The organism is Staphylococcus sp. GDY8P45P (assembly GCF_017892745.1).
Classification (GTDB): Bacteria; Bacillota; Bacilli; order Staphylococcales; family Staphylococcaceae; genus Staphylococcus; species Staphylococcus cohnii.
The window spans coordinates 215,252-235,970 of the sequence record NZ_JAESLS010000009.1 but is presented as its reverse complement, the minus strand read 5'-3'; the positions used below and the strand labels follow the sequence as shown (position 1 = coordinate 235,970).

General features: G+C 31.4%; 21 protein-coding genes. 8 read left to right on the top strand and 13 right to left on the bottom strand.

Features of this window, described 5'->3' with window-relative positions; genetic code table 11:
• Window position 1: 1 nt before the first annotated feature.
• The 6 genes from pfkB to norA all read right to left on the bottom strand — a co-directional run bounded on the left by pfkB (window position 2) and on the right by norA (window position 6,409).
• Entirely contained in the window at window positions 2–925 is a 924-nt protein-coding gene (pfkB, locus tag KA873_RS10990) for a 1-phosphofructokinase (protein ID WP_210140377.1), read from the bottom strand.
• The gene (locus KA873_RS10985) at window positions 922–1,680 is read right to left on the bottom strand and encodes a DeoR/GlpR family DNA-binding transcription regulator (protein ID WP_210140375.1); all 759 of its coding nucleotides are present in this window, start codon (window positions 1,678–1,680) and stop codon (window positions 922–924) included. Before KA873_RS10985 ends, pfkB begins: the two co-directional genes overlap by 4 nt.
• A 792-nt stretch (window positions 1,681–2,472) precedes the next feature.
• Window positions 2,473–2,952, bottom strand: a complete 480-nt coding sequence (ybaK, locus tag KA873_RS10980; protein WP_107384466.1) for a Cys-tRNA(Pro) deacylase — start codon at window positions 2,950–2,952, stop codon at window positions 2,473–2,475.
• A gap of 61 nt (window positions 2,953–3,013) precedes the next feature.
• Window positions 3,014–3,883 carry a UTP--glucose-1-phosphate uridylyltransferase GalU gene (gene galU / locus KA873_RS10975; RefSeq protein ID WP_107384467.1) on the bottom strand — a complete coding sequence of 290 codons (870 nt, stop codon included), beginning with the start codon at window positions 3,881–3,883 and terminating at the stop codon, window positions 3,014–3,016.
• Window positions 3,884–4,046: 163 nt separating this feature from the next.
• A complete protein-coding gene (locus tag KA873_RS10970; RefSeq protein WP_107386259.1) occupies window positions 4,047–4,793 on the bottom strand; it encodes a hypothetical protein in 747 nt (248 codons plus the stop codon).
• Between the two features lie 455 nt (window positions 4,794–5,248).
• The gene (gene norA, locus KA873_RS10965) at window positions 5,249–6,409 is read right to left on the bottom strand and encodes a multidrug efflux MFS transporter NorA (protein WP_107384469.1); all 1,161 of its coding nucleotides are present in this window, start codon (window positions 6,407–6,409) and stop codon (window positions 5,249–5,251) included.
• Between the two features lie 207 nt (window positions 6,410–6,616).
• Between norA and KA873_RS10960 the strand changes: the two genes are divergently transcribed.
• The 3 genes from KA873_RS10960 (at window position 6,617) to KA873_RS13610 (ending at window position 8,702) form a co-directional block, all read left to right on the top strand.
• Complete coding sequence (locus KA873_RS10960) at window positions 6,617–7,036, top strand: PPC domain-containing DNA-binding protein (protein WP_046207371.1); 420 nt, start codon at window positions 6,617–6,619, stop codon at window positions 7,034–7,036.
• Between the two features lie 818 nt (window positions 7,037–7,854).
• Complete coding sequence (locus tag KA873_RS10955) at window positions 7,855–8,430, top strand: DUF1361 domain-containing protein (RefSeq protein ID WP_154409551.1); 576 nt, start codon at window positions 7,855–7,857, stop codon at window positions 8,428–8,430.
• On the top strand, window positions 8,427–8,702 hold the full coding sequence (locus KA873_RS13610; protein ID WP_107385382.1) for a hypothetical protein: 276 nt from the start codon (window positions 8,427–8,429) through the stop codon (window positions 8,700–8,702). The genes KA873_RS10955 and KA873_RS13610 overlap by 4 nt, the downstream gene beginning before the upstream one ends.
• A gap of 420 nt (window positions 8,703–9,122) precedes the next feature.
• On the opposite strand, the gene mdh is transcribed toward KA873_RS13610, so the two are convergent.
• The 5 genes from mdh to KA873_RS10930 form a co-directional block, all read right to left on the bottom strand.
• Entirely contained in the window at window positions 9,123–10,061 is a 939-nt protein-coding gene (gene mdh, locus KA873_RS10950) for a malate dehydrogenase (RefSeq protein WP_210140373.1), read from the bottom strand.
• A 227-nt stretch (window positions 10,062–10,288) separates the two neighbouring features.
• On the bottom strand, window positions 10,289–10,900 hold the full coding sequence (locus KA873_RS10945; RefSeq protein WP_107384446.1) for a DedA family protein: 612 nt from the start codon (window positions 10,898–10,900) through the stop codon (window positions 10,289–10,291).
• Window positions 10,901–10,940: 40 nt separating this feature from the next.
• Window positions 10,941–11,240: a hypothetical protein gene (locus tag KA873_RS10940; protein WP_107384445.1), complete on the bottom strand. Its 300-nt coding sequence runs from the start codon at window positions 11,238–11,240 to the stop codon at window positions 10,941–10,943.
• 26 nt (window positions 11,241–11,266) lie between these two features.
• Window positions 11,267–12,175 (bottom strand): aldo/keto reductase, encoded by a 909-nt coding sequence (locus KA873_RS10935; protein WP_210140371.1) that lies wholly within the window; start codon window positions 12,173–12,175, stop codon window positions 11,267–11,269.
• A gap of 38 nt (window positions 12,176–12,213) precedes the next feature.
• A complete protein-coding gene (locus KA873_RS10930; RefSeq protein WP_107505246.1) occupies window positions 12,214–13,140 on the bottom strand; it encodes a CobW family GTP-binding protein in 927 nt (308 codons plus the stop codon).
• Between the two features lie 225 nt (window positions 13,141–13,365).
• On the opposite strand from KA873_RS10930, the gene mgrA reads away from it, so the two are divergent.
• Window positions 13,366–13,809 carry a global transcriptional regulator MgrA gene (gene mgrA / locus KA873_RS10925; RefSeq protein ID WP_046207364.1) on the top strand — a complete coding sequence of 148 codons (444 nt, stop codon included), beginning with the start codon at window positions 13,366–13,368 and terminating at the stop codon, window positions 13,807–13,809.
• 411 nt (window positions 13,810–14,220) lie between these two features.
• Here the strand turns inward: mgrA and cydC are convergent, their stop codons facing one another.
• Window positions 14,221–15,897, bottom strand: coding sequence for a thiol reductant ABC exporter subunit CydC (cydC, locus tag KA873_RS10920; protein WP_210140454.1), 1,677 nt, complete (start codon window positions 15,895–15,897; stop codon window positions 14,221–14,223).
• Complete coding sequence (locus KA873_RS10915; RefSeq protein ID WP_210140369.1) at window positions 15,894–17,519, bottom strand: ABC transporter ATP-binding protein/permease; 1,626 nt, start codon at window positions 17,517–17,519, stop codon at window positions 15,894–15,896. Before KA873_RS10915 ends, cydC begins: the two co-directional genes overlap by 4 nt.
• A gap of 387 nt (window positions 17,520–17,906) precedes the next feature.
• Between KA873_RS10915 and KA873_RS10910 the strand changes: the two genes are divergently transcribed.
• From KA873_RS10910 to KA873_RS10895, 4 genes are all read left to right on the top strand, one after another.
• Window positions 17,907–18,782: an undecaprenyl-diphosphate phosphatase gene (locus tag KA873_RS10910; RefSeq protein ID WP_107360223.1), complete on the top strand. Its 876-nt coding sequence runs from the start codon at window positions 17,907–17,909 to the stop codon at window positions 18,780–18,782.
• A 159-nt stretch (window positions 18,783–18,941) separates the two neighbouring features.
• Entirely contained in the window at window positions 18,942–19,643 is a 702-nt protein-coding gene (locus tag KA873_RS10905; protein ID WP_107386406.1) for a hypothetical protein, read from the top strand.
• Window positions 19,644–19,648: 5 nt separating this feature from the next.
• A complete protein-coding gene (locus KA873_RS10900) occupies window positions 19,649–20,113 on the top strand; it encodes a YaiI/YqxD family protein (protein WP_210140367.1) in 465 nt (154 codons plus the stop codon).
• A 3-nt stretch (window positions 20,114–20,116) separates the two neighbouring features.
• Window positions 20,117–20,683 (top strand): LOG family protein, encoded by a 567-nt coding sequence (locus tag KA873_RS10895; protein ID WP_210140362.1) that lies wholly within the window; start codon window positions 20,117–20,119, stop codon window positions 20,681–20,683.
• The last annotated feature ends 36 nt before the right edge of the window (window positions 20,684–20,719 follow it).

The following is a 20,719-nucleotide window of genomic DNA, read 5'->3' as shown; positions in this document are numbered from 1 at the left end:
CTCATTCACTCCCTTTTAGAGTAGTAATTGTCACTTGTTCTTTAATATCTTCAATTGCTTTGTATGAGGCTAAATCATCGTTAAAAGCAGTTGCTGTTCCCGCAGAAACCGCTTGTTTAAACGCGTTTTCAATCGTCAATCCTGTTTCAAGACCAGCTATCATGCCTGCAACAGTGCTATCACCTGAACCAACTGTATTGACAACTTGGCCATGAGGTACTGACGCCTTCAAACTATGTTTATGGTCAACATAAACTGCGCCCTCGCCACCAAGTGATACAATCACAGATGATGCTCCTTGTTTCATAATTTCTTGTGCGTAATGGATAACATCTTCGTCCGAATTGATTGCTGTATCAAACATAACTTCTAATTCATGTTTGTTCGGTTTAATAAATAGTGGATTGTATTTTAATACGGCTTCCACTAAATCTTTTTCAGCATCTACGACTAATCGAGCACCTGTTTGTTTTATGATTTTTGCAATTTGTTCATACGCATCTTTAGGGACGCTTTTCGGTATGCTTCCTGCCACGACTACTATATCTTTTTTTGAAGTTTGTTTAAGTTGTCTGAGTAGATTTTCAAATTGTGTTTGAGAAATATTTGGGCCTGGTGCATTTATTTCTGTTTCATCACCAGTTTTCAGTTTTACATTAATCCGCGTATCTTCATCTATTTCTATAAAATCAGTTTGAATACCTGCTTTTTTTAAAGTATCATCTATAAATTGACCCGGAAATCCACCCGCAAATCCTAAGGCTGTTGAAGGTACGTTCAATGTTTGCAACACTCTTGAAACATTAATCCCCTTACCACCAGCAAATTTATAAGTTTCTGTCGCTCTGTTTAATCCATTTAATTCAAAATCATCAGCAAACATGATGTAATCAATAGAGGGATTAAAAGTTACCGTATAAATCATCGTGTACCTCCAATAAATGTATAATGTTCAGTATATTTCTTAAATATGTCACTCTCTTTTACTTTTTTAGAAGTAATAATGCTAACTTGTGTTTCTACAGGCACATGTGCAAAATATACCTTGTCGTATTTATCATGATCAGCTAAAATATAAGCGTTTGTCCCTAAATGTATAGCGTATTTTTTAATAATCGCTTCTTGCTCATCAGGTGTAGTTAAACCATATTTTATGTCTATACCATTCATACCAAGGAATACCTTATCAAAACGATAGCTTTTCAACGTTTCAAGCGCGCTAGCACCTACTGTCGCATATGTTGTCGATTTGATTTCTCCACCTAAAATAAATGTTCGAATACCCTGTTTAATTAGCTCTTCGACATGCGTCAAACCACTCGTTACAACAACAATATTTTGTGCACTGATGTAAGGGATCATCTCAAGTGTAGTCGAGCCAGCATCTATAAAAACACATTCATTATCTTCTATTTCCAGCGCTGCTAACCGTGCGATTTCTTGCTTTTCTTTTAAATTTGTACCGCGTTTATCTGCTAAATTAGGTTCTAAGATAGATGAGTCGTTTAACATTGCGCCGCCATGCACTCTTTTCAATTTCCCAACTTTTTGTAATTTGGATAAATCTCGGCGAATTGTAGATGCACTACATCCTGTTCGATCTATCAATTCCTGTAACGTCAAAAAATCTTTTTTTGACAATTCAGTCAATATGAGTTCCTGCCGTTTTTCAGTAATCATCCCTCCACCTCATTTCATTTTCATTATAATGGTTACGCTTTCTTATTTCAATCATTTTTTGTCAAAAACAATCAAAAACAATCATATTAAGCCAATAAAATTTGTTATTCCTCCTTTTTCTCAATTATTTATGATTTTTATTTATGTATTAATAACCACATTTGAACATCTTGATAATACATCTCATTACGTTACAATAATCATGTATTATACAACCTTTTTTCATTACACTTATTTCTTACAAGGAGTGTGTCTTGAAGTTATGCAACCATCATCTATAGTAAAATGGGAAAAAAGAATCAGAATCAGTATCGCAATGATCTTTGCTATTTTAATGGTACTCAACATATATATAAGCGAAAAATTCAAAACTGACTTTGTATTTTTTCAAACGTTGATTATGTATATCCTGTTGTTTTTTCAAATGGGGTTTAACCTGTTACAATTTCTTAGTCAAACGACGAACAAATATATACAAATGACCATGATTTCACTCTATACATATGCTTATATTAGTAACTTTATCGTGTTGTTAATTTTACTTATATCTCCAATAGATTCTATGCTTGTTTTAACTATGGTTCTCACATTTTTTACATTGAGCGTTATGTTTTTAACAATCGTAGAACATCAATTTAAAAAACGCATAAAAAAAAGAGCGAAAAATTCGAATAAAATTTCAAATCATTAACGCTCGCGATTTCATAAAAGTATATGATTGCTTACTGCTCATTAAATAATCACGAAATGGTATCATGACCACTTCGTGATTTTAATTATCTTATTATATTGTTATTGATGAGTGACGTTCAACACTTTTGCATTAGTTATTTTAATCAAGTCATCAACTGTCATTTCAATCTGTACCCCACGTTCTCCGCCACTAATATAAAGAGAATCTATACAAGTTGCTTGCTGATCGACAATAGTTTGAAATTGTTTTTTCATTCCAATCGGTGAACAACCGCCCCTAATATAACCTGTTACGTTTTTAAGTTCATCTAAAGGCATTAATTGTAGTTTCTTTTCATTTACGGCGTTAGCTGCCGCTTTCATATCTAATGTATCACTTACTGGAATAATAAACACAAAATGATGGTGATGACTATTTTCTAAAACAAGTGTTTTATATACGTATTTATCTTCTATGCCAACTTTGTGTGCTACTTCAGTGCCGTCCATATGTTCATCCGAGATTTCATACGTATTGACATTGTATTTTATCTTTTGACGATCTAACATGCGCATAGCATTTGTTTTCTTTTGTTTCATTTCGATACCTCATATGATTAAAAATGTTTTATGCATATCAAAATAATTTTATCCCAAATCATCAATCTAGCTTGAGTTGTTTAATGAATTTCGTTAATGCTTCATTCATTTCTTGATCTTTTAAAGCGAATTCTATTGTAGTTTTTACAAAACCTAATTTTTCACCGACATCATAACGCTCACCTTCAAAGTCGTAGGCATAGACTTGACTTTCTTTATTCATTCTTTCAATAGCATCTGTCAGTTGAATCTCTCCACCGGCGCCTTTACCTTGGTTTGCTAAATATTCAAAGATATCAGGTGTTAACACATAACGCCCCATAATCGCTAAATTTGAAGGTGCCGTTCCTTGTTTCGGTTTTTCCACAAATTGATTCACTTCATATTGACGCCCGCTTTTACCTAACGGATCAATGATGCCGTAACGATGTGTATCATTTTCATTTACTTCTTGGACACCGATTACAGATTTACCAGTTTCTTCATATGTATCTATCAATTGTTTAATGGCTGGTTGTGTTGACTCCACAATATCATCACCCAATAGTACCGCAAAAGGTTCATTGCCAATAAATTGACGTGCTGAATAAATCGCATGTCCTAACCCTTTTTGTTCTTTTTGTCTTACATAAAAAATATTAGCAAGTTCTGTAGAATAATTCACTTTTTCTAATAGATCCGTTTTTCCTTTTTCTTCTAAAATCATTTCTAATTCTTTTTGATTATCAAAATGATCTTCAATTGCTCGCTTGTGTTTACCGGTTACAATTATAATATCCTCAATACCAGCACGAGCTGCTTCCTCTACAATGTATTGAATCGTTGGCTTATCTAAAATCGGCAACATTTCTTTTGGCATAGCTTTTGTTGCCGGAAGAAATCTTGTACCTAATCCTGCTGCAGGTATAATTGCTTTTTTTATTTTTTTCAAAACATTCATCCTTTTCAATTTTTATTAATTAAATATTCATCAAAGTATAAATCAGTTTAAACTTAATATAATAATAACATCGATACATTTAACTTTATACTTTTTATGACAATAAAAAACATCCAACTTCAATAGAATCTAAAAGTTGAATGTTTTCATTTTCCTATTTTAGTGCAGGTTGACGTATGACATCACCCAGTTTATTCACAATAACTTTATATTCTTTTTTAGCGGTCGCATCATAAAATGTATAAAACATACCTTGCTTTGAAGCATGTACTTGCTTCAAGGTTGCATTGTTTCCTAGTGCATCTTTTGCATATTTTTGAGCTATTACTTCTGACTCATGTGGTGATATTCTCGGTTTGTCTTGGTCTTGGTGATTTTGCACTTTATAAGCATCATCAAATATCCTTGCTTTATTATTTTGATCTACAGTTACTCTATAATATGTTTCGGGATGTTGCTTATTCTTGAAAGTGAAAATATAGTAATATGTCCCCTCACATGTACTATCAATACCATAGTCATTATATTCATTTTCAGAATGGTTATCACTATCAACCATTTTTTGCGCTTTATTTAGCGCTTCTGAAAATTGAGGCAAATTGATTTCGCCAGCCTCTTTATCATTCAAATCATGTGTTGCTAATTTTGCTATAGGTTCGTGGTTTTTTGCATTATATGGCTTTTCTTTTGGCACGTCATGTCTTGTGTCATCCGGCACATTTGAATCAAAATCTGCTTTTTCTTCCCCTGCTTTGGATTGGGCAACATTATTTGTATCGGAATAACTCGATATTGTTTCATGTACTTTTGCAAGCACTTGTTGGTTCGTAACTAACACTAATAAAAATATGAAACAACATGTTAATAGGAAAGCCAATATTGATAATAGTAAATTCTTCAACTTTATCCCCTTAATCATCTCTCTTTAATAATAACAACATATTATCACAAATATTTAACAAAAAACTTATATAGACCACAATTTAAAACAATTGTAATTTCTGTAACATGAATATTATGTGTGCAACTTTATTTAACATTCGTGTCATATTTGAAATTCTAATGTACAAATTCTGATAATTCTTATATCACTTAATTCATTAACCATTACACCCTGTTACTTCATACATATTTAGCAATCTTGCTAATGAACGTATGGTTAAAAATTGCCATGTTTAATTTGCTTAATAAAAAAAGTAAGAGACGAAATTAAAATGGTAGTTCTAATTTCATCTCTTACTCCTATAACATTAGCTAATTTGTCTTTTATAAAATAATTATTCATTTTCATTTTTACATGCCATTCATAAACATTTAGTAATAACCATAGCAAAATGGCTGCGTCTTTTATTAAATTTATGATTTTTTTAGACGATTTCTAATTGTTTTTTCAAAAAATATTACGATCATACCAATAAACATCACTAATATCGCCATATACAGTGGAAATTCAAAATTAATATCGTATAATGTACCCGCTACTAATGGGCCTATGAAATTCCCCATGCTGGTAAAAGTCGAATTTAACCCACCAGCAAATCCTTGACGATTTCCAGCTATATTAGAAAAATAATTGGTAATTGCTGGACGAATCATATCAAAACCAATAAATACTATAAAACTAATAATCATAATTGACCAGTAACTATGCATAAACGTCAATGCAAGTAAAATAATCGCTGAATAAAGTAATGCATACGTAATAAAAGTAAGCTCTTCAAAGTATTTCATAAACTTATCAAAGAAAAACACTTGGAATATCGCACCAAAAATACCGCCACCGGTAATTGCAAAGGAGATATCTATAGGTGAATAATGTGCTTTATCGGCTGTATATAAAGGGAATAATGTTTCGAACGCAGACAAACCAAATGCAAGCACTAGCGTTAAAATGACTGGAGTGAGGAACACTTTCCAATTTATTTTAGCCAATAATTCAGGTTGATATTGTGTAAAACCATCTTGCGTTTCATTTTTCGGATTTTTAATTAATGTAATAGATAATATAAGTGCCACGACACCACTTGTACCAGCCACATAGAACGGCAATCTATGCGATACTTCCGCCAGCAAACCTCCTAAACCAGGTCCTAAAATAAAGCCTGAATTAATGATCGCCGACATATAACCAAAATTCTTTGCTTTATCTTTTCCTATAGAAATATCCGCAATCATCCCAGTAACACCAGGCATGACCATTCCAGCACTAAAACCACCTAATATTCTAGAAATGATTAGTAGAGAAAACGTGTGACTTGCGGCAAACAAGAATTCTGAAATTGCAAAAAGTGCAAGTCCAATACAAATAATTAATTTTTTACCTAATTTATCTGCAAGCGTACCACCAAATGGTGAAATAATCATTTGTGCGAGTGCAAAGACCGCAACAAGAATTCCTAAATCACTACCTTTTAAACCTAAATCTTTTAAATATACTGGTAGCACTGGTACAACTAGACCTATACCTAAAAAGACTAAAAAGATATTAAAATATAAAATATAAAATTGTTTATTCACGTTTCTCACTCCATTCTTTTATACACTTTTTTCATCATCTTGTTTTGTATCGTTAATTTAGAGGAATGCACAATATTAGAACATTCTATAACATTTTCCTACAGAAAAACAATAGAAAAACTTACATTTTCAAACACTATTATACATCTCATAAATAATTAATTGTATAATGATATTAAATGCAATAATTTGAATGGAGGTTTTCAAATGGTATATCAAGTAGATGGTAATACAATCGTATTAGTTTTAGAACAAGGTGAAGACATTGTTGAAGCTGTAACGGATCTTGCTCGTGAGCAAAATGGTAAATTTGGAACAGTTAGTGGTATCGGCGCTTGTGATGACGTAGAATTAAATTTCTATAATTTAGAAACTAAAACCTATGAAAAAAAAGAAATTAAAGAACCTTTAGAATTAATTAGCCTTTTAGGTAATATTTCTCATATTGATGAAAAGCCATTTGCACATTTACATGCAACTTTTGGTACTAATCAATATGAAACATTAAGTGGTCATTTAACAAAAGCAGTTGTTTCAGCTACTGCAGAAATCGTCATTACAATGACAAACTTAGATATAAATCGTAAACACAATGCCGACATTGGCTTAAATCTATTAGATTTGTAATTCATTGGCGCCCACCCAACAAAGTTTTAACATTATTCAAATAATACATTAACTGTATTTAACTTATAAAAATATATCAATTTAAATATTATTTTTTATAAGTAAAGGATTAAAAAAAGTAATCTATACTAATCAAGCATCATGGATATTAATATCTCTGCCTAAAGCATAAACGTTAATTTCTATTGAAATTATATAGAAATTAACGTTTTTATACGTTTATGAAATTTTTGTAATATCGCCGACTACCATGCTCCATTTGTTTTTTGTATTAACATGTATCTTTTTTACAATTTTGAAACGTGTTGACGCTCAAGGATTGATTATGTAAATAACTATTGAATCGAACTATACTAATTGACAACTGGCAAAAGTCTTACACGATAATCCAAATTTTATGGATTATCCCTTATTTGAAAATAAATATTTATGTTTAACTTGTTTTTGTCTATAAAACGTTTTCATTCATTTTGACTAGTGTTTATAATTGAAATTTCTGTCTATAAATTGTATTATAAAAAATCACGTTCGTAATTTTACGTTTATGTTCCCTTGGCAATAAGCTTTTTAAGGGGATTTTTATTTGTTGTTTAAAATTAATACTTATTATCATGTACAAAACAATATCTAATACTTCATAGACAAGATTATATAAAAATTCCATTTCAGGTAAAGTTGTTTTTTAAACTTCAGCTATAGTTATACTCTATAAAAATAATTATATGAGCTTGTGTGCTTAACACAAATATAAATCCAAAAAGAAAGTAGGTGTAAGTATCGCCCCTCGTTACATTGCTAGAACAATATTTTTAATTTTAATGATCATATCAATTTTCTTTAATCAATTTTATCAATTTATGACGCTTAATCTCTTTCTAGCATATGTTCCATTCGAATTATGCTTACTATTAAATTTATTTAAACCGAAATATAAATATGAATGGCCATTATTTATCGTTTTTGTGCTTATATTTTTATGCATGGTGCCCAATACGCTATATATGGTTACGGATTTAATACATTTAAATCAATTTACTTTTAATTTTTATCAAGGTTTAATCATCGTTGAATGGGTGTATTTTACATTTTTAGTTGCTGGCGTCTTATTAGCTTTATATTTATTAATTTTGATGTTTGTAGAAATGGAAAACTTTACAACTCACCGTTGGTTAAATAGAACCATTATACTCATTATGATGTTTTTAAATGGCTTAGGTATTTATATTGGACGGTTCTTACGTTTGCATTCTGTTTATATTATCAATGAACCACTTCGAATTTATAGAGAAGTTGTCAATCATTTAGATTTTGATGCTTTCCTATTTGTCATATTATTGGTATTACTTCAAATTTTAATTTATACATTTGCGAAAGGAGTACAACGTACAAAATGACTTTTAATATCTTAATTTTACTTATTGTACTCATCGTATTTCAATTAATTATTGGACATTTACTTCATGACGTAGGATTTTCATACACAAAAAGCATCTTGCTTATGTGTTTACCACTAGGTATCGGTTTATTTTATTTACAATTATTTTATTATGAACGAAAATATCCTAATTGGCATGTTTCTATTAAAACAAAGATAAGATTAAAGTATATGTATATTTTAACTTTTTTTGAATACGTTGCGGTATATATCTGTATTTTCAGAATGTAATCACGAACTAAAATATATAGTTAAAAACCCACAGAACACTACTGTGTGTTCAGACTGTCGACAAAGTCTCCGACTTTGTTGGCAGTTTTTTTGTGCACGCTTTCCGCGGGCACTGCCTTAGCCTGTAGTCTTCGGCTAGTGCTCTTCCCGCAGGAGTCCGCCCAAATCACTGCCAATATCACACTAAAAATAGTCTCTGAGTGACAAATTTTCTATGGATACCATGCTAATTTGTGTTGCCATGAATCTTTAAAAAATGGCAATATGGTTAGTAAAATGACCAATAATGGTCTGAAATACCACTACTATTTTGAAAAAACTATAAAAATAGACAACCCCTTCACAAATTAATGCGAAGGGGTTGTCTACGTTCTGAAACTACAGAACACTATTATGGGTTTTATTTTTTAAAATATTAAATTATTTATTTTTAAGTGATTTTTTCACTTGTTGAACAGCATTTGCTGAAATTTGTAATTGCTTTAATTCTTCATCCGAAAGTGTAAGCTCTAAAATGCGTTCTATACCATTTCCACCTAATATTGTAGGCACACCTAAGCAAATATCAGAAAAACCGTATTCATCTTCTAAATATGCGATGGCAGGTAATAAACGTTGTTGATCTTTCAAAATTGCTTCCAACATACTATATACCGCCGAAGCTGGCGCATAATAAGCAGAACCTGTACCTAGTAATTCCACTATTTCAGCACCACCCTTTCGAGTGCGTTCAATAATTTGGCTAATAGTAGTTTCATCTAATAATTTAGTCAATGGAACACCATTAACATTTGTAGCATTTACTAATGGAAGCATCGTATCTCCATGACCACCTAGAACTAACCCTTTAACATCTTTAATAGAGATACCTAAAGCTTCTGCTATAAATGTTTGATATCTTGCAGTATCTAATATACCTGACTGTCCAATAACACGTTTTTTAGAAAAACCTGATGCTTTCAAGACTGTATAAGTCATTGCATCAACTGGATTGGTAAGCACTACTATTTTACATTCTGGGGAGTATTTAACAATTTCTTTTGTAACTTCTTCCATTACTTGTTCATTTATTTTAACCAAATCGTCTCTGCTCATTCCAGGCTTACGTGGTACCCCTGCAGTAATTACAACAATATCTGAATTTTTTGTATCAGAATAATCTACTGATCCTGAAACATTTACATCGAATCCATAAATTGGACTACTTTGTAATATATCCAGTGCTTTACCTTTAACCTGTCCTTCATTTTTAGGTTGATCAATCAATACAACATCCGCTAATTCATGTTTAGCGATAATAAAAGCTAAGGTAGATCCTGTATTACCAGCACCTATAATAGAAATCTTTTGTTTTGTCATAATGTCAGCCCCTTATAATGCTAGACAAATGAATTGTCTCAGTATTTTTTAGTCCCACTTCTCAATTTATTGAGTTAGTGGGACTTATGCATGAGCTTTAGCTCAGGTAATCCCTAAACCACTTCTCAATTTATTGAGTTAGTGGGACTTATGCATGAGCGCTAGCTCAGGTAATCCTTAAATCACTTCTCAATTTATTGAGTTAGTTCGTTTAACTATCATCACTTTCACTTATGTTTTCGTTGGCGTTTCAACCACTTCCAAATAATAAAAACAGCTAGAATAATAAGTACGATATAAATAATTTTAGAGTAAATATCCATATAGTGCACGATAACATGCCAATTGCTACCAACTGTTTGTCCTAAATAAATTAAAACGATATTCCAAATCAATGTACCAATTGTTGTAAATAATAAAAACAAAGGCATGTTCATACGTGTTAAACCGGCTGGAATTGAAATTAAACTTCTTAAAAGCGGTACAAATCGACAGAAAAATATCGTCCAATAACCGTATTGTTCAAACCATTGCAGTGTTTTATCTAAATCACTTCTTTTTACTCGTATGATTTTTCCATAACGATCTACAACTTTATATAAATTTCGCTCTCCTATCCAAGCACCAATGCCATAAAGGACAATCGCTCCAACAACAGATCCCACAGTTGATGTTAGTGTTACACCAATAAAATTCAAGTTAGAGTGTGTAGTCATAAAACCACCAAAGGTTAAGATGATTTCAGATGGTATAGGTGGAAAGATATTCTCGAAAAATATTAGAAAAGCAATTCCCCAATAACCATATTGTTCCATAAAGTGAGTGATCCATTGCTCCATGTATGCCCTCCTAATTATTTAAATCAAATAATATTGAACATTATAGTAAATTATTTGATTTAGCATATAAATACATCGTCATTCCAAATAGTGCTAATGATAATAAGGTTAAGATGATTGCTAATACCATAACGCGTTTATAATGTTTAATAAACGCAACAAACAATATCGCACCATTGTAAAAAAAGAACAGGCCAAATAATGTCATCATTAAATTAATATCAGGATATATTATGTTTAATAAAGCAATTACTATTGCAAAACCCAAAAAAGGAAAATTAATAAAATTGCGTTGAAATCTAAACTGATTTCTAAGGTGTTGTTCACTTTGATTACTCATGTTCTACGCTCCTTCTAAATTAAAATCTAAGGAATATCATGACCTAAGGAAGCTGTATAAATATCAAACCACTCTTGGTCAGTTAACGTTGTTGCCATACCTTGTAATGCTTCATCAATACGATTAATCTTTTGCGTGCCTAACACTGGCATGATTGAAGCTGGATGTTTCTTTAACCAAGACATAATAATTGCAGTTGTCGTAACATTATACTTTTGTGCCAATGGAGATATAATCGCAGTAATTCTTGCTGTTTTTTCATCTTCAAGATCAAACAGTTTTCCTCCAGCCAATGGACTCCATGACATTATTTTAACATCATCTTTGTACATATAGTTAATGGTTCCATCTTCAATTGCATCTAACGTATAAGGAGAAACTTCTAATTGATTTAAAGTAATATGTAATTTATCACAAACTAAACATTTACTTAATAAATCATACTGCGATTTGTTGAAATTTGATACTCCAAACGATTTGATTTTTCCTTCTTTAACTAAAGATTTAACAGCTTCTGTGATTTCATGTGGATCCATCAATGGTGATGGCCTATGAATCAGTAATGAATCTAGTTGTTCTACTTGTAATTGTTTGAGAGAACGTTCCACAGTTTCTGTGATATGTTTTTTACTATGATCGTATCGATGTCCATCTGCTGCCGCTAAATGGTCTGATGGCAATACGATGCCACATTTAGAAACAATTTCAAGATGTTCACGTAGATTAGGTGATAATTTAAGCGCTTCTCCAAAAATTCCTTCACAACTATAATCACCGTATATATCTGCGTGATCCATCGTAGTAATACCACGTTCAACTAGTTCATTAATATAGCGATTTAACTGTTGTGGTGTCCAATTCCAATCTTTTGCTCTCCAAAATCCTTGTATTACATTTGAAAAGGATACATGTTGGTTAATCTTCACTCTTTCCATAGTGAATCAAACCCCCTTCTTCATTACATTAATTTAAATTAGGTAAATTGTAGCATATCTAATTGATTTCGTAGTTTATTTACATCTAATTGCTCACCAATAATAACTATCGTCAAGGACACTTCTTTATCAATCGTTTGATAATCTGGCAACCCAAAAGCATATTGAAATTCATAAATATCTTCGGGTACATCTTTAAATTTCACATATCCCTTTAATCTTAGAACATTATCTGGTAACCGTAAAATAAATTGATAAAATAATTGTCTATTAATCGGTCCAGAAAAATGATAATGTATACGATTTATACCATGATGATGTACATGGGAATTTATTTTCATTTGATTTCCATTTGCAACCGAACTAATTTGATTCATATCCATATCTGCATATGTAGTAAAATATTTAGATGCTGTTGGATTAATTTTGTGAATTGCTTCATCAATATCATGTGCATGATTATCAATGAGGTCCATTTTGTTCATCACTATGTCATGACACACAGATAATTGTTCTTCCATCAATTGAATTGTATGGTTGGTATATTGAAAACGATTTAAGAAGCGAGGCCCATCCACCAATCCTATAACTGTAGGTTGGTCGACTTGTTCAATGATTTCAGGATCCTGACATGCCGCAATAATTTCAATTGGATGTGCTAAACCTGTCGCCTCAATTATTATATGGCGCATTGCACTTTTGCTTAGAAAATGTTTTAATTGTTTTATTAAATCTAGTTGCATATCACAACATACGCAACCATTTAATATTGACACAACCTCAATATCATTGCTAATAGCATAGCTATCTATATCTAAATTACCGTATTCATTTACGATTACGCCCGGATTTTCATTGCTTTTTTGTAAATATTTTATATATTTACTGAGGAAAGTTGTTTTACCACTTCCTAGAAATCCTGTAATAATCGTAATTTTGGTTTTCTGATTGTTAATATTTTTCATATACTCACTCATTTCATAAATAAAAATGTTTGCGTAAAACCTTAATTATTCTTATAATTAACCTTTCACTTGATAAAATGTTGACTTTCTTCTAAACTTTATACATACTTTATTTTAGCATGGCACAGTGTGAAAGTATGCTTGAGGAAGTGTAACACAACAATAGACGGATTCAAATCCGAAACAGAAAGAACAAAACGGATAGAATGTCTGGAGGAGAACTTTATGTCTGAACCACTTAATTTAAAGGATCAATTATGTTTCAGTTTGTATAATGCTCAAAGACAAGTAAATCGCTACTACTCTAACAATGTCTTTAAAAAATACAAATTAACATATCCACAGTTTTTAGTTTTAACAATCTTATGGGCTGATTCACCTGTTAACGTGAAAAAAGTCGTAACTGAATTAGCACTTGATACAGGTACTGTATCTCCATTACTAAAAAGAATGGAGCAAGTTGATTTAATTAAACGTGAACGTTCTGAAGTAGATCAACGTGAAGTGTTTATCCACTTAACAGATAAAAGTGAAGCAATTCGACCTGAATTGGATACAGCATGCCAAGATGTGGCAGTTGCATCTTCACTTAGCGCAGAAGAAAACAAAGAACTAAATCGATTACTTTCAAAAGTAATTAATGCCTTTACTGAAGAAAAAGCAAAATAATGCTAAATTTCTAATGTTAAAGTAAAACTATATGAAATTGATTAATTAAATATATTAATTTAAAGCTAGAGTCTGGGACAGCATTGAATTGTCCTAGACTCTTTCTTATTGTAAAGCCCCACTTCCCAACTTGTTGGGTTAGTGGGGCTTATGCATGAGCGACTGCTCAGGTAATCATTTTATACTTTTTTCAATGCTAGTCATTCTTACGAGGGTGGAAGGAGGAATCTTTTAATAAAATTAGATTTCTATCCCGCCCCTTTTTTAAATACTATTAATAAATCACTGAAGTAATTATACATTTCTGCACAAATACTTCAGTGATTCGTTCATTTGTAAGAGCTTCATATTAAATTTTTAACATTTTCCACTTACAAATCAAGTACTTATTTGCTACTTTTTATTAAAAAGTCACGCTTGATTTAACATGACCATTTGATATAAATAGCCTTTGTTTGATAGTAACGATTGGTAATCTCCATATTCTATGATTTCCCCGTCAACCATAACCATGATTTTATCAAATTTGGGTAGTAATCGTAAATCATGTGTTGCAACGATTAATGTTTGAGATTGTTTGTGAATTTCATCCATCACAAGATTCGTATGATAAATATCTAACGCTGTAGTAGGTTCATCAAGCACCCAAATCGGAGCCTCTTTTAATAATAATCTAGCAATACCAATTCTTTGAATTTCACCACCAGATAGTGTATTACCTGAAAGTGTGATGTGTCTATCTAAATCAATGTGTGATAAACCTAGTGTATCAAAAACATCTTCGATTACTGCATCTTCTTGATCAGTGAATAAATTATCACGTACTGTACCATCAAATAATTGTTGTGACTGTAATAGAGCATTAATCGAACTGTATTTATCTGAATCTAAAATACTTGTAATATCTTGATTATTTATTAAAACCGTGCCATCTTCACTTTGATAGAGACCTAACATTAATTGTAATAAGGTACTCTTTCCTGAACCAGAAGGACCAATAATTGCAACATGTTCACCTTCTTGCACACTCAGCTGTACTTTTTTTAAAGTGTAATTCGATTGATTCCAATATTTAAAATCAACATTTTGAACTTCTACTAATGGTTGATGTACAGCATTATCCAATGATAGTGGTTGATTGCCTTGTTGAATTGGGTGTGCAATAACTTCATTGATATTGTTTAAAGCTTCATCCGTATCCGCTTTATAATAAGCCACATTACTCATAGGAATTGCTTGTTCAAATAATGTTAACATCATCAAAACAATACTTGTTAAGTAAACAACATCTAGCTGTTGATTTTGCACTAGTGTGACACCCAAATATAAAGTTGCAAATAAAGCAATCATTGAAACCAGATTTAAGCTATATTCATACAACGATAAAAAGCGTTGTTCTTTTGCTTGTGCTTGTTCATACGCATTCAATTGTTCTAAAACCTGATGCTGATAATATTCTGTTTGGTCAAATCGTGCAAGTTCTTGATACCCTTCTTTATAATCGTAAAATTGATTTAAAAATTGATCTTGTATACGATTAACATCCCTTTTTAATAATTGTGCCTTTTTCGCGCTTAACCAAGGAATTAAAACCAATGTTATCAACATACTAATAAAGATGATAATTGCATGAACAAATGAGAAATAAAAAGTCACAACCATTGCAATCAACGCCGTTAAGCCAATGACTACTGGTGGATAATAAACTCTTAAATAAATATTTTGTAGTGCTTCCACACTACCAACCATACGGCCAAGTAAATCACTGGATTTAAATTTTCTATACACGTCTGGTACGACAGGTATAATATTTTTGAAAAATTGCACCCTCACATTTCTCAACATAGTAAATGTTGCTTTGTGAGATAATAATCGTTCGATATATCTTGCAACAGCACGTATAAATCCAAACATTTTAACAGAAACAATTAAAACCATTAAAGCAAATAATGGTGCACCTAAAGCACTTTGCGTTACCATATAACCACTTAAGAAAAACATGCTTAATGCAGTTAAACTGCCTAATATACCTACAATGATAGATAAAATTAAATCTTTATCTAACTTAAATTGAATATGTGGTCTCAACACAAGTCACCACCTTTATACGCATTTTGCTTGATTACTTTTATAGACTCAACAGAACCCTCATTAATCTTTATACGTCTATCTGCATTTTTTATGGTATTTTCTCTATGTGCGATAGTGATGATAGTCGTATTTTTAAACTTTTTGTTTATCACAGATTGAATGACATGTTCTGTTTGTACATCCAATCCCGTTGCAGGTTCATCAAATATCAATACATCAGGTTGTAATAATAACAAACGTGACAGTTCAATTCTTCGCATCTGTCCTCCAGAGAGCATCTCTCCACCTTCACCAATCCAAGTATCAATACCGTTTTCTAACGCATTGACAACCTGTTTTAAGTTAACATCGTCAAGCGCTTCTAAAATTTTATCTTCATCAATTTTTTGGAACATGGTCATATTATCTCTAATAGATGCGTTAAAAATATATGGATGCTGACTTAAAAAACCAATTTTTAATTGTTGTTTATAGATCACAGAGCCATATTGCGGTTTAAAATGTTGTGCTATAACTTGGGCTAAAGTAGACTTTCCAGCCCCACTTTTTCCAATTAATGCAATATGTTCTCCATCATAAATACTAAGATTGATATCTTCCAAAGCATGATGTTGTGTGTCGTCATATTTATAATACACATGCTCAAGTTGTATTAATGGCTTTTGATAACTATTCGTTTGCACTTGTGATTTTACATATCGCTCTTGTCGATCTAATAAATCGAAGACAACATCACTTGATCCTTCACTTTGCTTTCCAGTATGAAAAGATTGACCTAAATCTTTAATAGCATTATAAAATTCAGGGGCTAATATGATTGCTATAGCTGCCGTTTTAAAATCTATACTATCAAACAATATCAATCCTAGACCCGCTTCTAAAGCAACAAGGCCAATACCTAGCATACTGATAAACTCCAACATCAATCCCGATAAAAAGGCGCTTCTTAAAATACGCATCGTTAAATTTCGAAATGTTGTACTTTCTTCATATAAAGACTGTTCTGTAGCCTCAGTTTTATTAAATAATTTGAGCGTAATCAGCCCTTTTATTTTGTTTAAAAACTGCTGACTAAATTGATTTAAATAGGTCATTTTATCTTTTGATTCATCACGTGTTTTCAACCCAAAAATGATATAAAACATTGGTATAAATGGTGCAGTTACAATCATAATTAAAGCAGTGTTCAAATGTATGAAGCACATTGCAATTATGATAAATAGCGGTATCATCATTGACTTAAAAACCTGAGGAAAGTAACTATTAAAAAATGGTACTATGCCATCTATATTTTCAGTTAGTGTATTTATTTGAACACCAATGGGTTCTGACGATTTATTCAAAATCAATTGACGTCGTAAGTCATATTTAACGCGAGCAGACATACGATTACCTATCATTTGATTTATTGTATTAAATATCGCTCTTGCTAATAAAATAATTAATGTCACTAGTAGTAAAATTAACAAATCTTGATGTGTATTGCGTAACATTGCATTTAAAATTTCTGCTATAGCAACGTTCTGAATGACTACAGTAATCGCTAATACTGTACTTATTACAAACATTAATATTGGATAAATTTTATACTTCATCGCTAAACTTGTTAATCTTTTCACAAATATCACCTGGTTCATATTATATATGGATTGTATTAAAATGAAATGAATTGGCTCAAAAATTAATACATTTTTATTTACTTAATTCATATTTTTGCCATAATTATAATTAAACGATTGAATTATTAAATTTTAAACATAAACAGTAAACTTTTCATCATTATAAACTTATTAAATTATAAATAAAGTTTCCCAAAAAATATTTTGCCGTTCTAATGGAAATTTATAATGATGTACTTTTCGCCTCCATTAACTGAAGTAAGTACCTTTTTCCTCAGTCTTTAGTCCAAAATCTTATTTATCTATGGCACTTTATAATTTTAATGTGCTATTATTATAAAATGAAAATGAATAAACTATAATCCATATTATGAAAGTAGGTTAATTATGATATTGCTTGAATTGATAAAAGGAATCATTCTAGGAATTGTCGAAGGATTAACTGAGTTTGCACCTGTATCTTCTACTGGTCATATGATTCTTGTAGATGATATGTGGTTAAAATCAACTCAATTTTTAGGCTCTGAATCTGCATTCACCTTTAAAATTGTGATTCAGCTCGGTTCTGTGTTCGCAGGAGCCTGGGTATTCCGTGAACGTTATTTTGAAATGTTACATATAGGTAAATATAGATCTGAGCCCATCGATGGTATCGGTCAAAAACCAAAACGCTTAAACTTACTCCACATCATTGTGGGTATGATTCCAGCCGGTATCCTTGGTTTAATGTTTGACGATGTTATTGAAAAATATTTATTTAGTGTCCCAACAGTCATGATTGGATTATTTATCGGGGCAATATATATGATTATTGCAGATATATACAGTAAAAAAGTTACGAATCCACAAACAGTAGATCAAATTAATTATTTCCAAGCTTTTGTAATTGGTTTATCTCAAGCTATCGCTATGTGGCCTGGTTTCAGTAGATCTGGTTCTACAATTTCAACAGGTGTACTTATGAAAATGAACCATAAATCTGCTTCTGATTTCACATTTATTATGGCAGTTCCTGTGATGTTAGCAGCAAGTGGTTTATCACTAGTAAAAAACTTTGAATATATTCATTTAAACCACATTGGTTTTTACTTCCTAGGGTTTATCACAGCATTTATCGTTGGTTTAATTGCCATTAAAACATTCTTATTCTTAATTAGTAAAATAAAATTGATTCCATTTGCCATTTATAGAATTGTGTTAGTTATTATAATCGCAATCCTTTACTTCGGCTTTGGTATAGGCCAGGGAATCAGTGGACAGTAAAATGGTTAGAGGCTGAGACAAATAATTTGTCCAGCCTCTTCTTAAATTTCATTTCTAAAATTATAGCAATAAATCCATGAAAGAACGTGTATTTACCGTTTATTATGATGTATTATGGGGTAATAAGTAGATAGTATAAAATTATTGGAGGCAACGAGTATGGACAAAAAGCAATTAATTAAAACAATCATCACAGTAGCGCCTGTGTTTTTAGTACCGTTAATCGTTGAACGTAAACGTATTAAAGATCATCCAGATGTTAAAAAAGCCAGTGATGCAACTGCTAAAGCTTCAAAAACCGTAGCAAACAAATCTGTTCAAATTAAAGATACAGTAGTAGATAAATCTTCAAACGCAAAAGATTATGTTATTGATAAAAAACATAATATAGATCAAAAACGCGAACTAAAACGTATTGCTAAAGAGCACGATCCTGCTTATATTGAGAAAAAAGGCGAAAAACTTGAAAAAGAAAATCGTAAAGAAGCAGAGAAAATGAATAAGAAATTACAGAAAAATATAGACAAACGCCACAATGAAGAAGATAAGAAACGTCAAGAAAATGAAAAACAACGTATTCAATCTATGAAAAAATCTAACAAACACATGGAAAAAGTTGGCATGACTCCAGGAAAACTAGACAAAGAAACAGAACAAAAAGGCGAAAAACTTGAAAAAGAAAATCGCAAAGAAATAAATAAATTCAATAAGAAATTACAAAAAAATATAGATAAACGTCATAAAGAAGAAGACAAAGCTCGCGATAAAAATAAAAAAGATCGTTTAGCGGAATTCAAAAAGTACAAAAATTATGTTGCTAAAAGCATTGTTAAACAAAACAATGAAGAAAAAGGTAAATAATTATTATGACTCAAGTCATCATTGATGGAGATGCTTGTCCTGTTACCAATTCTGTTGTTGAATTGACGAAAGGGACAAGCATCTTTGTTACCGTCGTTCGAAGCTTTAGTCATTTTTCTTCAAAAGTACAACCTGATCACGTCAATATCATTTATGTTGATGACGGCCCAGATGCGGTCGATTATAAAATAGTTAAAATCACTCAATCAGAAGATATTGTAATAACACAAGATTATGGACTTGCGAGTTTATTATTAAATAAAGCTATAGTTGTTATGCACCATAAAGGGTTTGTGTTCAATCAAAATAATATCAACACCTTGTTAGAACAACGACATGCTAGTGCACAATTCCGAAAAAGTGGCGGGCGTACTAAAGGTCCTTCTGCTTTTACAGCAGATGACATTGCGATATTTGAACAAAATTTTTTGTCTATAATTAATGATTTGTCATTATTTACGGAGGAATAGAGTATGAAAAAAATTGCTGTTTATTGTGGTGCAAGTAAAGGTAAAGACGCATCCTACATGAAAGAAGCTTATCAGTTAGGCACTTATATGGCTAAACATAATTATGAACTGGTATTTGGTGCTGGTTCTGTTGGTATTATGGGAGCAATTCAAGATGGTGTATTAGATCATGGCGGTAGTGCCATTGGTGTTATGCCCAATATGTTAAACGAACGAGAAATTACTAGTACTAGACTAAGTGAACTCATATTAGTTGATTCTATGCATGAAAGAAAAAACAAAATGGCAGAATTAGCAGATGCATTTGTCATGGCCCCAGGAGGCGCTGGCTCTTTAGAAGAATTTTTTGAAATGTATAGTTGGTCACAAATTGGTATTCATGAAAAGCCAATCGCTATCTATAATATCAACAGTTTTTTCCAGCCTTTACAAACATTGATTGATCATATGATTCATGAGGGATTTATCGATAAAAAATATCAATCACTTGCACCACTATGTAACAATCCTGAAGAGCTGTTCGAAACGATTCATAACTATAAGCCTTTAGGTGTTAGAAGTTACGATTAACTTTAAAAGCAGAGATATGTATGCATTACGATGCAA

Bases quoted from the DNA above. Each gene is read 5' to 3' on its own strand.
- pfkB (WP_210140377.1), bottom strand. From the start codon at position 925: ATGATTTATACGGTAACTTTTAATCCCTCTATTGATTACATCATGTTT.
- KA873_RS10985 (WP_210140375.1), bottom strand. From the start codon at position 1,680: ATGATTACTGAAAAACGGCAGGAACTCATATTGACTGAATTGTCAAAA.
- ybaK (WP_107384466.1), bottom strand. From the start codon at position 2,952: ATGAAACAAAAGAAAACAAATGCTATGCGCATGTTAGATCGTCAAAAG.
- KA873_RS10960 (WP_046207371.1), top strand. From the start codon at position 6,617: ATGGTATATCAAGTAGATGGTAATACAATCGTATTAGTTTTAGAACAA.
- KA873_RS10955 (WP_154409551.1), top strand. From the start codon at position 7,855: ATGATCATATCAATTTTCTTTAATCAATTTTATCAATTTATGACGCTT.
- KA873_RS13610 (WP_107385382.1), top strand. From the start codon at position 8,427: ATGACTTTTAATATCTTAATTTTACTTATTGTACTCATCGTATTTCAA.
- mdh (WP_210140373.1), bottom strand. From the start codon at position 10,061: ATGACAAAACAAAAGATTTCTATTATAGGTGCTGGTAATACAGGATCT.
- KA873_RS10945 (WP_107384446.1), bottom strand. From the start codon at position 10,900: ATGGAGCAATGGATCACTCACTTTATGGAACAATATGGTTATTGGGGA.
- KA873_RS10940 (WP_107384445.1), bottom strand. From the start codon at position 11,240: ATGAGTAATCAAAGTGAACAACACCTTAGAAATCAGTTTAGATTTCAA.
- KA873_RS10935 (WP_210140371.1), bottom strand. From the start codon at position 12,175: ATGGAAAGAGTGAAGATTAACCAACATGTATCCTTTTCAAATGTAATA.
- KA873_RS10930 (WP_107505246.1), bottom strand. From the start codon at position 13,140: ATGAAAAATATTAACAATCAGAAAACCAAAATTACGATTATTACAGGA.
- mgrA (WP_046207364.1), top strand. From the start codon at position 13,366: ATGTCTGAACCACTTAATTTAAAGGATCAATTATGTTTCAGTTTGTAT.
- KA873_RS10910 (WP_107360223.1), top strand. From the start codon at position 17,907: ATGATATTGCTTGAATTGATAAAAGGAATCATTCTAGGAATTGTCGAA.
- KA873_RS10905 (WP_107386406.1), top strand. From the start codon at position 18,942: ATGGACAAAAAGCAATTAATTAAAACAATCATCACAGTAGCGCCTGTG.
- KA873_RS10900 (WP_210140367.1), top strand. From the start codon at position 19,649: ATGACTCAAGTCATCATTGATGGAGATGCTTGTCCTGTTACCAATTCT.
- KA873_RS10895 (WP_210140362.1), top strand. From the start codon at position 20,117: ATGAAAAAAATTGCTGTTTATTGTGGTGCAAGTAAAGGTAAAGACGCA.